At 69.3% G+C, this 13,662-nt stretch carries 13 protein-coding genes; 10 read left to right on the top strand and 3 right to left on the bottom strand.

What is annotated here, in order from left to right:
- Positions 1-6: 6 nt before the first annotated feature.
- Entirely contained in the window at positions 7-2,136 is a 2,130-nt protein-coding gene (locus NLX83_RS19030) for an elongation factor G-like protein EF-G2 (protein WP_254236426.1), read from the bottom strand.
- A 231-nt stretch (positions 2,137-2,367) separates the two neighbouring features.
- On the opposite strand from NLX83_RS19030, the gene pdxS reads away from it, so the two are divergent.
- Positions 2,368-3,285 (top strand): pyridoxal 5'-phosphate synthase lyase subunit PdxS, encoded by a 918-nt coding sequence (gene pdxS / locus NLX83_RS19025; protein ID WP_308209335.1) that lies wholly within the window; start codon positions 2,368-2,370, stop codon positions 3,283-3,285.
- Between the two features lie 476 nt (positions 3,286-3,761).
- Here pdxS and NLX83_RS19020 read toward each other — a convergent pair whose 3' ends face one another.
- The gene (locus tag NLX83_RS19020) at positions 3,762-4,085 is read right to left on the bottom strand and encodes a hypothetical protein (RefSeq protein ID WP_254236425.1); all 324 of its coding nucleotides are present in this window, start codon (positions 4,083-4,085) and stop codon (positions 3,762-3,764) included.
- Between the two features lie 242 nt (positions 4,086-4,327).
- Here NLX83_RS19020 and NLX83_RS19015 point away from each other — a divergent pair, with 242 nt between their 5' ends.
- Complete coding sequence (locus NLX83_RS19015) at positions 4,328-4,672, top strand: hypothetical protein (protein WP_254236424.1); 345 nt, start codon at positions 4,328-4,330, stop codon at positions 4,670-4,672.
- On the top strand, positions 4,669-7,296 hold the full coding sequence (locus tag NLX83_RS19010) for a M48 family metalloprotease (RefSeq protein ID WP_254236423.1): 2,628 nt from the start codon (positions 4,669-4,671) through the stop codon (positions 7,294-7,296). The genes NLX83_RS19015 and NLX83_RS19010 overlap by 4 nt, the downstream gene beginning before the upstream one ends.
- On the opposite strand, the gene NLX83_RS19005 is transcribed toward NLX83_RS19010, so the two are convergent.
- Complete coding sequence (locus NLX83_RS19005; protein WP_254236422.1) at positions 7,293-7,847, bottom strand: helix-turn-helix domain-containing protein; 555 nt, start codon at positions 7,845-7,847, stop codon at positions 7,293-7,295. The two genes, NLX83_RS19010 and NLX83_RS19005, sit on opposite strands and share 4 nt — an antisense overlap.
- A 104-nt stretch (positions 7,848-7,951) precedes the next feature.
- Between NLX83_RS19005 and NLX83_RS19000 the strand changes: the two genes are divergently transcribed.
- The 7 genes from NLX83_RS19000 to NLX83_RS18970 all read left to right on the top strand — a co-directional run bounded on the left by NLX83_RS19000 (position 7,952) and on the right by NLX83_RS18970 (position 13,642).
- Entirely contained in the window at positions 7,952-8,605 is a 654-nt protein-coding gene (locus NLX83_RS19000) for an AzlC family ABC transporter permease (RefSeq protein ID WP_308209334.1), read from the top strand.
- On the top strand, positions 8,602-8,910 hold the full coding sequence (locus tag NLX83_RS18995) for an AzlD domain-containing protein (protein ID WP_254236420.1): 309 nt from the start codon (positions 8,602-8,604) through the stop codon (positions 8,908-8,910). The genes NLX83_RS19000 and NLX83_RS18995 overlap by 4 nt, the downstream gene beginning before the upstream one ends.
- Positions 8,911-9,175: 265 nt before the next feature.
- Positions 9,176-10,600, top strand: a complete 1,425-nt coding sequence (locus NLX83_RS18990; RefSeq protein ID WP_254236929.1) for an amino acid permease — start codon at positions 9,176-9,178, stop codon at positions 10,598-10,600.
- Positions 10,601-10,669: 69 nt separating this feature from the next.
- Positions 10,670-11,284 carry a pyridoxal 5'-phosphate synthase glutaminase subunit PdxT gene (pdxT, locus tag NLX83_RS18985; protein WP_254236419.1) on the top strand — a complete coding sequence of 205 codons (615 nt, stop codon included), beginning with the start codon at positions 10,670-10,672 and terminating at the stop codon, positions 11,282-11,284.
- A 57-nt stretch (positions 11,285-11,341) separates the two neighbouring features.
- Positions 11,342-12,094, top strand: coding sequence for a YebC/PmpR family DNA-binding transcriptional regulator (locus NLX83_RS18980; RefSeq protein WP_254236418.1), 753 nt, complete (start codon positions 11,342-11,344; stop codon positions 12,092-12,094).
- A 455-nt stretch (positions 12,095-12,549) separates the two neighbouring features.
- A complete protein-coding gene (locus NLX83_RS18975; RefSeq protein ID WP_254236417.1) occupies positions 12,550-13,053 on the top strand; it encodes a DUF4262 domain-containing protein in 504 nt (167 codons plus the stop codon).
- Positions 13,054-13,105: 52 nt separating this feature from the next.
- Positions 13,106-13,642 carry a DUF4262 domain-containing protein gene (locus NLX83_RS18970; protein WP_254236416.1) on the top strand — a complete coding sequence of 179 codons (537 nt, stop codon included), beginning with the start codon at positions 13,106-13,108 and terminating at the stop codon, positions 13,640-13,642.
- Positions 13,643-13,662 lie beyond the last annotated feature (20 nt).

Here is a 13,662-nt window from a genome sequence, read left to right as displayed (position 1 = left end):
ACTTGCTTACTTGCGTTGCTCGGGCAGCGGGTCGTAGTGGCTGAATCGACGGGTGAAGCTGGCCGTTCCTGAAGTCAGCGAACGGAGTTCGACCGCGTAGCGGAGCAGTTCGGTCTCCGGCACCTCGGCGCGCACGACCGTCGTGCCGGGCTGGTCCTCGTCGCCGGGTTCGGTGCCCAGCACCCGGCCGCGGCGCGCGGACAGGTCACCGAGCACGGTGCCCAGGTGCTCGTCCGACACCCGCACCTCGACCTCGTCCAGGGGTTCGAGCAGCGTGATCCGGCCCTGCGCGGCGGCTTCCTTGAGCGCCAGCGCCCCCGCGGTCTGGAACGCGGCGTCGGAGGAGTCGACACTGTGCGCCTTGCCGTCCACCAGGGTCACCCGCACGTCCACCAGCGGATATCCGCTCTGCAGACCCTTGTCGAGCTGGGCGCGCACGCCCTTCTCCACGCTCGGGATGAACTGGTGCGGGATCGCCCCACCCACGATGCGGTCGACGAACTCGAAGCCCGAACCCCTCGGCAGCGGCTCCACCACGAGGTCGCACACGGCGTACTGCCCGTGCCCACCGGACTGCTTGACGTGCCTGCCGTGGCCTTTGGCCTGACTCGCGAAGGTCTCGCGCAGCGGCACCCGCACGGTCTCGGTGTCGATCTCTGCCCCGCCCGCGCGCAGCCGTTGCAGCACCACGTCGGCGTGAGCCTCGCCCATGCACCACAGGACCAGCTGGTGCGTCTCGGCGTTGCGCTCCAGACGGAGGTTCGGATCGCCCGCCGCGAGCTTGGAGAGGTTGCGGGACAACGCGTCCTCGTCGCTGCGGCTGTGCGCGACGACCGCGATCGGCAGCAGCGGCTCCGGCATCTCCCACGGCTTCATCAGCAGCGGGCGCGCCGGGTCGGAGACGGTGTCGCCGGTCTCCGCCGAGGTCAGTTTCGTCAGCGCGCACAGGTCCCCGGCGACGCAGTACGGCACCTCGCGCAGGTTCGACCCGAGCGGCGAGTAGATGTGCGCGACCCGTTCGTCGGCGTCGTGGTCCTCGTGACCGCGGTCGGCGAGCCCGTGCCCGGAGACGTGCACCGGCCGCTCAGGGCGCAACGTCCCGGAGAACACGCGCACCAGCGAGACGCGGCCGACGTAGGAATCCACGGCGGTGCGCACGACCTCGGCGGCCAGCGGGCCGTCCGGATCGACCGCGAGAGCCTGCTCGCCGGTGCCGTCGGGGTCGGTCACGCGCGGTGGCTTGTGCTCCAGCGGGGAGGGGAAACCCCTGGTCATCGCCTGCATCAGCTCGGTGAGGCCGACCCCGGTCGCCGCGCACACCGGCAGCACGGGGTGGAACGAGCCGCGCGCCACCGCCTTCTCCAGGTCGGTGACCAGCGTGGCCTGGTCGATCTCCTCGCCCGCGAGGTAGCGGTCCATCAGGGACTCGTCCTCGCTCTCGGCGATGATCCCCTCGATCAGCTCCGCGCGGGCCTGCTCGATCCGGTCCGCGTCGCCGTCACCGGGGATGTCGGCGACCGGCACCCGCCCGCCGGAGTAGTCGTAGAGCTTGCCGGAGATCAGCCCGACCAGCCCCGTCACCGCACCGTCCGAGTCGGTGACCGGCAGGTACAGCGGCAGCACCCCGGCGCCGAACGCGGCCCGGCAGGCGGCGATCTCCGCCTCGACGGCGGCGCGCGGGTGGTCCAGGCGCGAGACCACGACCGCCCTGGGCATGCCGACCGCGGCGCACTCCTGCCAGAGGGCGACGGTGCTCGTGTCGATGCCCTCGGCGGCGCACACCACGAACAGCGCGGCGTCGGCGGCCCGCAGCCCGGCCCGCAGCTCCCCGACGAAGTCGGCGTAGCCGGGGGTGTCGACCAGGTTGACCTTGACGTCGCCGACGAAGAACGGCGCGACCGACAGCGCCACCGAGCGTTGCTGGCGCACGGCCGCCGGATCGTGGTCGCAGACAGTGGTGCCCTCGGTGACCGACCCCGTCCGGGTGATCACCCCCGCCGCGGCGAGCAGCGCCTCACCCAGCGTCGTCTTGCCCGCCCCGGACGGCCCGACGAGGGCTACGTTGCGGATGCGGGCGGGGTCTGGCACAGCGACCGCGGCCCCGGCGGTCCCGTTCTCGGTGTTCTTGGATCCCATCGCACTCGGCCTCCCGGAATTGTCCGTGTGGCCGATCTCACACCCTTGGCGTAGTGCTGACAACCTTGCCGGACGTGGACCGCCCGCCCGGACGAGCGCGGTGTGTGACGGTCCACGCCCCGAACACCGAAATGGGGTAAGACCCGGACGTAGGATGGATGGGTCATCCGCCGCGAGCTCTGCCAAGAGACCCGCCTCGCGGGGCGAGCATGTAGTTGAAAGGGCCCTACCGTGACCTCCAGTGAGACCCCCCGCGCTGAGGCGGACCAGGTGACCGGCACCGCCCGGGTCAAGCGCGGCATGGCCGAGATGCTCAAGGGCGGTGTGATCATGGACGTGGTCACGCCCGACCAGGCGAAGATCGCCGAGGACGCCGGCGCCGTCGCGGTCATGGCGCTGGAGCGCGTGCCCGCCGACATCCGCGTCCAGGGCGGCGTCGCCAGGATGAGCGACCCGGACATGATCGAGGGCATCATCGGCGCCGTCTCGATCCCGGTCATGGCCAAGGCCAGGATCGGGCACTTCGTCGAGGCCCAGGTGCTGCAGTCGCTCGGCGTGGACTACATCGACGAGTCCGAGGTGCTGACCCCGGCCGACGAGGACAACCACATCGACAAGTGGCCCTACACCGTGCCGTTCGTCTGCGGCGCCACCAACCTGGGCGAGGCGCTGCGCCGCATCGCCGAGGGCGCGGCGATGATCCGCTCCAAGGGCGAGGCCGGCACCGGCAACGTGGTCGAGGCGACCCGCCACATGCGCCAGATCCGCGCCGACATCCGCCGTCTCACCGTGCTCGACGAGGCCGAGCTCTTCGCCGCCGCCAAGGAGCTGCGCGCGCCGTACGAGCTGGTCAAGGAGGTGGCGCAGGCGGGCAAGCTGCCCGTGGTGCTGTTCACCGCCGGTGGCATCGCCACCCCGGCCGACGCCGCGATGATGATGCAGCTCGGCGCCGAGGGCGTGTTCGTGGGTTCGGGCATCTTCAAGTCCGGCGAACCGGCCAAGCGCGCCGAGGCGATCGTGAAGGCCACCACCTTCCACGACGACCCGGACGTGATCGCCAAGGTCTCCCGCAACCTGGGCGAGGCCATCGTGGGCATCAACGTCTCGGAGCTGCCGGAGACCCAGCGCCTGGCCACCCGCGGCTGGTAGTCCGTTCCGCCCCGCCCCTGGTGTCCACTGTGGACGCCAGGGGCGGTGTGCTGTCAGGGAGCGTACGACTCGGGCACTTGTCGATGTCTTCTTGTCGTCGAGTCTTTGCACCGCAGCATGTTCAACACCGCCAAGTCGATGACGAGACTGGCCGTGCTCACTCCACGGTCCTCGGATCATCCGCGTCGCGGTACAGGCGAATGGTCCGCACTACCGAGTCGACGGTGAGCCCGGGAATCCGGCAGCCCCGCATCTCCTCCAGCCACTTGGCCATGGTCTTGCCCTCCGCGGCGAACTGGGCGTGCTGGCGTTCGATGTGGTCGCGCAGGCTGCACGCGTCCGGCGTGGTCGGCTCCGGGTGACTGTCGGGACTGCCGCCTGGCCGTCTGCTCCGTTCAGTGGGGCGATGTGAGCGTTCGGAATGCCGAGAGCGCGTCAACGGGCGCGATAGGCGTCGCGACGATGGTGATGGGATGTCACTGGGACGGGGCCTCGCGGGCGATCCGGGCGGCGAGCTCGGCGCGAATGGCGTCAACCCCGACGAGGTCCGGCTCAGTGGAGCGCGCCTCGGCCAGGTCCCTCATGGCATCGGAGTCGGAGAGGACCTCGATGGTCTCGCGGAGGCGTTCCAACTCGCCGGAGGGCACGACGTCGGCCACGTGCTCGCCATGGGCGATCACCGCGACGGTCTCACCGTTCTCGGCACGGCGGACGGCGTCCTCCCACCGCGCCGCCTGCTCGCTCGCGGCGTGCAGCGTGTGGAGGGCGTCGGCGGAGACGCTGGTGTGCTGCTCGCTCATATCCCCAGGGTAGCGGCGGACTTCTGCTACCGCGACGCCCGAAGACGTGGAGAGCTGCTGTGTTGATGTCACGTGTGTTCCCCCTTGGTCGTGTTACTCGGAGATTGGTCCGTATGGAGCAATCTATCCGGTGGCCCCGACAGCCTCGGCGGCCCGGCAAACACCCTGGTCGTGGGGCCGTTCGGCCGAGCGACAACCGTGAACCCCGTGGTCAGGATTGATCATCCGACCGGGGAGCTGCCGTGGACGAGGTGACGACGCTGGCGCGGGGCGTGGTCGAGGCGTGCGCGCCGGAGGAGCTGCCGTTCTTCGCCGCGGCCAGTGCGGCGTACTTCCGTGATCCGCGGCGAGCATTGGCCGGGCGGAAGCGTTCTGACGAGGTGCTCGGCTCAGGGTTGGACACCGCGGTCGCGCTGTTGTCGCCGGTGGCACTGGCGGTCGCGGCGGCTGTGTACGAGGCCGGTGCGCGCGATGAGGACGACGTGCGGGCGGTCGTGGCGCGGCGGGCAGCGGAGTTGGGATTGGCGCCGAACCAGGTCGAGCTGGTGGCCGACGCGGTGCTCGTCAGCCTGAGTCGGAACGAGTGAACACGCCGCCCGCGGGCACGACGGTCCGCTTCGCGTTGTTGATCGCGTTGGCGGTCGGTGTCACCGTGCTGGTGTACCTGCTGGTGATGCCGCCGGGCATGTTGTTCAACCACAGCGCGCAGATCAGGTGCCAGGTGTCGTCGGGCCTCTACATCGGCGACCAGGACATCAGCCCGTTCCAGGTGGAGCGGATCGACGCGAACGCCCAGCGGTTCCGCGAGTGCATGGGCCAGTACCTGCCGCTGCGCCTGCCATGGCTGGCGGGAGGGCTGTTCGGGCTCGGCGGGCTGGCCGCGCTGATCTACTTCTCCTTGCCGTGCTGGCGAATCCGCCGGTTCGGCCTGGCGCGACTGGACCTGTCGCCGGAGCTGGCGGAGGAGCTGGACGGGCTCGTCGAGCGGGCCGGGTTGCGGCGAGCGCCCGTCTTCCTGGTCGACCCGGTCAACCCGAACTGCGGCGGCGTCGCTTTCGGCACGCGGCGGCGGCCGTACGTGTGCCTTGACGCGGGGCTGGTCACCAGGTTCCGGTGGGACCCGGCGTACTTCCGTGTCGTGGTGCTGCACGAGCTGGCCCACCTGCGCAACAACGATGTCCCGATCACCTACCTCACGATCGCGGTGTGGCGGTCGTTCCTCGTCGTGGGCCTGGCGCCGTTCCTCGCGGCGCTCCTCGACCCGTGGCTGACCAGCTCCACTCCGTTCACGTCGCCGTTTCCGTTGTGGGCAGGCGGATATCTGCTCGACATCAGCACGGTTCTCATCCAGGTGCTCGCGTTGGTGCTGGTGGTCTTGTTGTCCCGCAACGCGGTGCTGCGGTCACGCGAGTACCACGCCGACGATCGCGTCGCGAGCTGGCTCGGGCGGGAGGAGCCGGGCGAGGTGCTGGCCTCCGTTCGCGGCTCGAAGCGGTGGTGGGGTCGTCTGGTCGGAAAGCATCCCGTTCCCAGTAAGCGGATCAGCGCGGTCGCCGAGCCGGTTCGCTTGCTGCGCCCCGGTTTCTGGGAGGCCGCGGCGGCCGGTGTGGCGATCCAGGTCGCTTGGCGCACCGTCGTCCTCGCGCTGACGAACATCGGGCAGAGCGGGTCATTCGCGTTGGGGCTGCTGGGAACCGTGTGGGGAGCGGGCGCGGCAGCGGTTGTGCTGTTCGCCGGTGCGAGATTCGCGGCGTTCCGGGCTGGCGGCGGGTCGGTGCGCGTGCTCTTGCTGACACCGCTCGGCATCACGCTGGGCCTGTGGGTCGGCCAGTACATCGGAGCGTTCAGCTCGCTTCCGGGGCTCACGCTGCTGGAGCTGGCGGTGCTCGTCGTCCTCGTGCTGGTGCTGGCGGCGCTGATGTGGTGGGTGGCGCACTGCGCCGACCTGATCCGCGAGCTGGACCGGCCGCGGGCTCGGGTGATCGCCTGGGTTGCGGTGACCGGCACGATCTTTTCCTTCTGCGCCAGCGGTTTGAGCTGGATGAGCGCGCCGTCGATCACCGGTGGTGCGTTGATCAACACGCTGGGCCCGCTGGGTGTGGCTTCGGAGCGCTTGGTCGACAGCGCGCGGTGGACGGTGCTGGACGATGCGCTCAACTCCGTTCTGGGAGCGCCGTTCCTGCACCTGTTCATGGGCGCGCCGCTGGTGACGATCCCGCTCGTGCTGGGGTGGGCGATCCCGTTGCTGCTGAGGCGAAACGAGCCGTTGCGCCCAGCGGTTCGAGCCGGGGTGATCGGCGCGGCGGCCTGGCTCGTCGTCGAACTTGTTCTTCGTGGAGCCGCGGCTGCCAGTGTCTCCGATGCGCTGCGGGTCTCCGACGGGTTCCGATGGGTGTTGGTGCTGTGGGAGAACAGCGCCTTGATCCTCGTGCAGTTCGTCGTTGTCGTTGTGTTGACAATGCGGGGACTACGAGCGGTCACGGCCTTGTTCGGCGCGGCTGTGACGGGACTGTCGGCGGTGCTGGTGCTGTGGGCGATCCGCTCGGTCGAGGGCTGTTTTCCTTCACTGGTGGTGTTTTCCGGTGGATGTTTGCAGCCGGTGTCACCGTCGGTGCCCGCCATCGGTCTCGGACTGGTCGTGGTGGCCGGAGTGTTCGCGCTGCCGATTGCCTTGCTGTTGGGCCGTTTGCTGGCGCGTGGCGTATCGGTGCCCGGTTCCGGCGGCCGCGTGTTTCCCTTGGTGGTAGCCGGAATCGTGGTGGTCCTGCTGGCTCTCTATCGGCCGAGCGACGGACCTGGGCCGGTCGAGGAGGTGACCGCGGCCGAGCGCGGTGTGCCGCTGGCCGAGAACGACCAGGCACTGCGGACGTGGGCGACCGGCGGCGGGGCCGGACACGTCCTCGCGCTGATGCGGCACTCGGAGGAATACCGGGAGTCGTTGCGGCGCAAGGATTCCCGCGCGTACCTCCAAGCCTGCTCTGAACTCGTGGCCGCGAGCGGGCAGGCCGCGAAGTTCCCCGCGCCGCCCGGCGGGACCAGCTCGCGGCTGTGGGCGACGGCGCTGGAGGAGTACTCGGCCGCGGGCACGATCTGCCGGGACGCGATGACGGGCGCGGACACCCGGCCCGATCGGCTGGAGGTGTCCAGGGCGCGCCTGCACAACGCGACCGAACTGCTCCTGACCTTCGGCCTGCCGTTGGTCCAGCGCTAGATGTGCTCCATCACCAGAACCGCGACTGTGCCGGGTTCCAGGGCCTCGTACAGGTGGGGCACATCGCCCGGGAAGGACGCGTAGTCACCGGCGGACAGCTCCACCACGTTGCCCACCGGACCGGTGCGGACGGAGCCCTTGCTGACCACGAAGTGCTCGACCGAGCCGGGGATGTGCGGGTCGGCGTTGCGGATCGAACCGGGCTCCAGGGTCAGCACGTAGATGTCCCGACGCGCGCCCGGAGGGCAGGCCGACAGCAGGGTGCCGGTGTACTGCGCCTGTTCGGAGCGCATGACCGGACCTTCGCCCGCGCGCACCACGCGGACCCGCGGCGTCGGCGGGTCGACGAGGCGGCTGAACGGCACGCCCAGCGCGACCCCGAGCGCCCACAGCGTTTCCACGCTCGGGTTGCCGCTGCCGGACTCCAGCTGCGACAGGGTCGACTTGGCGATGCCCGCGCGCTTGGCCAGCTCGGTCAGTGAGACGCCGACGCGCTCGCGTTCCCGGCGCAGAGCGGCCGCGATGGTCTCCAGGGGCGAGGTGGGTTCCACGTGTTCGCTCCAGCGGTCCAAGTGTTCGCCTTGACGAACACCCACTCAGGTGTTCACCATGGAAGGCGATGCGTTCGATATGGCGAACAATAGACCGTGGCCTGGTGCGTGACGTCGCCGCCCTGGCCGCAGCCGTTGCCGTGGTCGGTGCGTCCTTCGGGGCGCTCGCCGTCGCGGCCGGGGTCCCGGTGTGGCTGGCGTCGGTGATGTCGTTGCTGGTCTTCGCCGGTGGCTCGCAGTTCATGGTGATCGGCGTGCTGGCCGCGGGCGGCACCCCGGTCGCGGCGGTCGCCGCCGCCCTCCTGCTCAACCTGCGGCACCTGCCGTTCGGCCTGGTGGTCGGCGACCTGCTCGGCCGCAACCGGGCCGCCCAGCTGCTCGGCGCGCACATCATGATCGACGAGTCGGTGGCCTTCGCCATGGCGCAGCGCGACCCCCAGCGCGCCCGCGCCGCCTACTGGCTCTGCGGCATCACGCTGTTCTGCGCCTGGAACCCGGCCGTGCTGGTCGGCGCCTACCTCGGCGAGGCGATGGGGAACCCGGCCGATTTCGGCCTCGACGCGGCGTTCCCCGCCGCACTGTTCGCGTTGCTGCTGCCGCAGCTGCGCGAACCCGGACCCCTGCGGGTGGCGATCGCGGGAGCCGTTCTCGCCGTGGCCGCGACGCCGTTCCTGCCCGCGGGGGTCCCCGTGCTGATCGCGCTGCTCGGCGTGGTCTTCGCCCTGCCGCTGCCGAAGAAGCTGGAGCGCGCCCGATGACGCTGACGACCGTGCTCGTGCTGGCCGCGGGCACCTACGCGATCCGGCTCGGCGGGGTGCTGCTGCGGGAGCGGGTCGCGGTGCCCGACCACGTGCGCCGCCTGTTCGCTTTGTCCGCTATCGCACTGCTGGCCGCGTTGTACGCCACCAATGGTTTGGTTGACGGCGAAGGATTCGCCGGTTGGGCGCGCACCCTAGGAGTGGGGACCGGTGCGCTACTCGCGGTGGCCAGGCTGCCGTTCGTCTTCGTGGTCATCGGAGCCGCTCTGACCACTGCTGGCCTGCGACTCGTCGGTATTACTTAAGAAAGGCCTGAGTATTACTGAGCGTGGTGAATCAATTCGTAATTTCGTCCACGTTTCCCCTTTTTGAGGGGGTGCCGTACTCTCCCGGCTGACGTGTGGTTACTTTCCACACTCACCGTGTCGCCGGTGTCGAGGCCAGGCGACGCCTAGAGAACGACGCCTGTGGAGGCTTCTCACCGTGAGTTCGTCCATAAAGCCTGAGCTCGACGACGCGATCGAGTCGAATGACGGCTATGCCAAGTCGCTGAGCAAGCGCCAAGTCCAGATGATTGCGATCGGCGGCGCCATCGGCGTCGGTCTCTTTCTCGGTGCGGGCGGAAGGCTCGCGTCCGCGGGCCCAGCGCTCATTTTCTCCTACGCGCTCTGCGGCATCGTCGCGTTCTTCGTGATGCGTGCCCTCGGCGAGCTCGTCATGCACCGCCCGGCCTCGGGCAGCTTCGTCGAGTACGCCCGCGAGTTCATCGGCCCCTGGGCCGGGTTCACCTCCGGCTGGATGTACTGGGTCAACTGGGCGATGACCGGCATCGCCGAGATCACCGCCGTGGCGATCTACGTCGCGCACTGGGTGCCGGAATCCTCGTTCCCGCGCTGGGCCACCGCGCTGATCACCCTGATCGTGCTGCTGGGCGTGAACCTGCTCAGCGTGAAGCTGTTCGGTGAGCTGGAGTTCTGGTTCTCCGTCATCAAGGTGACCGCGATCGTCACCTTCCTGTTCGTCGGCATCGCGCTGGTCATCACCAACGCCGACATGGGTGGCGGCCACACCGCGAGCGTGGCCAACGTCGCGGGCCACGGCGGCCTGTTCCCCGCCGGTCTCGGCGTGGTCCTGATGACCTTCCAGGCGGTCATCTTCGCGTACTCGGCCATCGAGATGGTCGGCATCGCCGCGGGCGAGACCAAGGACGCCAAGTCCGTGCTGCCCAAGGCGATCAACGGCGTGGTCTACCGGATCGGCATCTTCTACGTCGGCTCGGTGCTGCTGCTGACGATGGTCCTGCCGTGGACCGTGTACTCCGCCGGGGAGAGCCCGTTCGTCACCGTGTTCTCGCGGCTGGGCATCCCGATCGCGGGCGACATCATGAACCTGGTCGTCCTGACCGCCGCGATGTCCTCGTGCAACTCCGGCCTCTACTCGACCGGCCGCATCCTGCGCTCGCTCGCCGACAAGCGCGAGGCCCCGTCCTTCGTGGGCAAGATGAGCGCCCGCCACGTCCCCTACGGCGGCGTCATCTTCACCGCCGTGGTCTACGTGCTCGGCGTGTTCATGAACGCGTTCGTGCCGCACGAGGCATTCGACATCGCGACCTCGGTGGCCTCGCTCGGCGTCATCGCCACCTGGATCACGCTGCTGTACTGCCAGATCAAGCTGAAGCAGAAGGCCGACGCCGGGTTCATCGAGCGGCCCTCGTACCGGATGCCCGGCGCCCCGCTGACCAACTGGCTGAGCATCGGTTTCCTGGTGTTCGTGGTGGGGTCGATGGGCTTCTCCGAAGGACCGGAGCAGATCGCCTTCTACCTGATCCCGGTGCTGGCCGTGGTGCTGTTCGTCGGCTGGAAGCTGGTCACCGCGCGGCAGGCCAAGGTGGCCTCGCTGATGTCCTCGGCCAACGACGCGATCTCCGCCGAGCAGGCGGTCGCGGCCACGTCGAAGCGCAACGACCCCGATGAGGAGAACCAGCCGGTTGGCTGATCGCTGAGTCGAACTCCTAGGCTGGTCATTCGACCGGCCTAGGAGTTTCGTCGTTTCAGGGAGGGAACAGTGGCCACCGCACAGCCCGTCATCGGGGTGCTCGCGCTCCAGGGCGATGTCCGGGAGCACCTGCTCACCCTCGCCGAATGCGATGTCCTCGCCCGGCCGGTGCGCAGGCCCGAGGAGCTGGCCGAGGTGGACGGCATCGTCATCCCCGGCGGCGAGTCCACCACCATGAGCAGGCTGCTGGAGGTCTTCGAGCTGCTGGACCCGCTGCGGCAGCGGCTGGCCGAGGGCCTGCCCGCCTACGGCTCCTGCGCCGGGATGATCATGCTGGCCAGCAAGGTGCTCGACGGGCGGCCGGACCAGCACCCGCTCGGCGCGGTGGACATGACGGTGCGCCGCAACGCCTTCGGCCGCCAGGTCGACTCCTTCGAGGCCGACCTGGACTTCACCGGGGTGGGGCAGCTGCACGCGGTGTTCATCCGCGCCCCGTGGGTGGAGTCGGCGGGCGCCGGGGTCGAGGTCCTGGCGACGGTGCCGGAGTCCGCGAGCGCCGGGGACGCCGCCGGTAGGATCGTCGCGGTTCGGCAGGGTTCCGTGCTCGCCACCGCCTTCCACCCGGAGCTCACCGGGGACGGGCGGGTGCACCGCCTGTTCACCGAGATGGTGCGCCGCGCCTGAGCCGAAGCCCGACGACATTCGCTACCGCCGTCCTGGACGGCTGGACCTGGAGGAGAGATGAGCGGCCACTCCAAGTGGGCCACCACGAAGCACAAGAAGGCCGCCATCGATGCCAAGCGCGGCAAGCTCTTCGCCAAGCTGATCAAGAACATCGAGGTCGCCGCGCGCACCGGCGGCGGTGACCCCGACGGCAACCCCACGCTCTTCGACGCCATCCAGAAGGCGAAGAAGAACTCCGTGCCGCAGGACAACATCCAGCGCGCCGTGAAGCGGGGATCGGGCGCGGAGGCCGGTGGCGCCGACTACCAGACGATCATGTACGAGGGCTACGGCCCGAACGGCGTCGCGGTGCTGATCGAATGCCTCACCGACAACCGCAACCGCGCCGCCGGTGAGGTCCGCACGGCGATGACCCGCAACGGCGGCAACATGGCCGACCCGGGTTCGGTGTCGTACCTGTTCAACCGCAAGGGAATCGTGCTGCTGCCCAAGGGCGAGCTCGGCGAGGACGACGTGCTCGGCGCGGTGCTCGACGCCGGTGCCGAGGAGGTCAACGACCTCGGCGAGAGCTTCGAGGTGGTCTCCGAGCCGACCGACCTGGTCGAGGTGCGCACCGCGCTGCAGAAGGCGGGCATCGACTACGACTCGGCCGAGGCGAACTTCGTCCCGGACATGAGCGTGCCCGTGGACGCCGACGGCGCCCGCAAGGTCTTCAAGCTGATCGACGCGCTCGAGGACTGCGACGACGTGCAGAACGTCTACTCCAACGTGGACGTCTCCGACGAGGTCATGGCCGCGCTCGAGGACTAACACTGCCTGACCCCGCTCCGTTTCGAAGCCGCGTCGGCCCGCGAGGCCCGACGCGGCTTCGTCATCTCAGCCCCCGCTGAAACCCCCAATGACTCGTTCAGGGCGTTGAGTTCCCTGAACGAGTCATTCGGTGCGTTGAAGTACCTCAATGACTCGTTCAGGGCAGTTGAGGCGGGTGGAGCGGGGGTCCACGAGTGCTCCGACTGTCCGTTTTGTGTCGCTTTGCCCCGCTTTGTGGGCGGAGTCAATGACGAGTTTGGGGCGTTGGATTCCCTGAACGGGTCGTTGGGGGCGTTGGGTTCCCCGAACGACTCGTTCAGGGCTTAACGGGGGGAGAGTGTGGCGAGGCTGTTACACCAATGGGTGGGCTTCGCCCGGCAGAATGGTTCTGTGCCGAGTCTGTCCGTACTCCCCGTGTCGCCCTCCGTTGTCCGGTTCCGGGCGGGGGTGGCCCGATGACGCAGCTGGAGCGCGACGAGGAGCAGCTGCGGCAGTGGCTGCTGGAGACCACCGAGGAGCACGGCGTCGCGGTGATCCAGATCGAGGGGGAGGACCACCCGCCGTACGCGTTCTCGGTCGGCGCGTGGCGGCGGTTCGGGCTGGCGGAGGTGGTGGCGATCGGGCTGCCGCCGGAGGTCTCCCAGGTGGTGATCAACGACTACGTCGGCCGGGCGAGTGCGGGGGAGAAGTTCGCGCCGGGCGGGATCTACGGCGGGTTCCTGGTGGACTGCCCGGTCACCTTCGAGAAGGTGGCCAAGCCGTACTACCCGCAGTTCTTCGGCAGCGCGTTCCTGTTGCACCCCAACGGGGACTTCCCCGCGGTGCAGATGATCGCGCGCACCCCGGAGGGGCAGTGGCCGTGGTCGGCCGACGCGCCGCCCGGGTTCGCCGAGTACCAGCCGGTGCTCACCGGTTCGGGCTCACCCGAAAGTTGGACTCCCGGCTTCGACGGGCCCTGACGCTGGCGCCCCATTCGAACATGTGTTCGAATGGGATCGTCCAGTGAGGGAGATGGAGTCGATGTGTGACATGTGCGGCGGTGCCTCGGTCGAGGACGTGCGCAGACAACTGATGCGGAGGGTCGCCGAGCACGACTTCTCGATGGTCGCGGTCCAGGGTGAGCACGATCCCTACCAGGGCCGCAACCATCCCGGGTTCGTGTACTCGGTGGGGCTGTGGTGCATGCACCGCGCGCCCGAGGTGCTCGTGATCGCGCCGCGCGCCCTGGCGGCGGAACTGGTGCAGTGCTACGCGGAACGGATCATCGCGGGGGAGACGTTCGAGCCCGGCGTGGGCTACGACGGGTTCTTCGACGGGTATCCGGTGATGTTCGAGTTCGTCGGTCCACGCCACTACCCGGAGTGGCTGGCGTCCGGGTTCTTCCTGTACCCGGACGGGGAGTTCCCGGTGCTGCAGATGCTCTGGCCGGACGAGGACCGGGTGTGGCCCTGGCAGAGCAGCGCCGACCCGAGGCTCCGGGCGGCGCAACCGGTGCTCACCGACAGCGGTGTGCCGGAGACCTGGCTCTCCGGCGTCACGGGGCCCTAGCGACAGCGTGTCCCCGCGCT

The sequence above is a fragment of the Allokutzneria sp. A3M-2-11 16 genome, from assembly GCF_024213555.1.
Taxonomy (GTDB): Bacteria; Actinomycetota; Actinomycetes; order Mycobacteriales; family Pseudonocardiaceae; genus Allokutzneria.
This window is presented reverse-complemented; position numbering and strand designations above follow the sequence as displayed.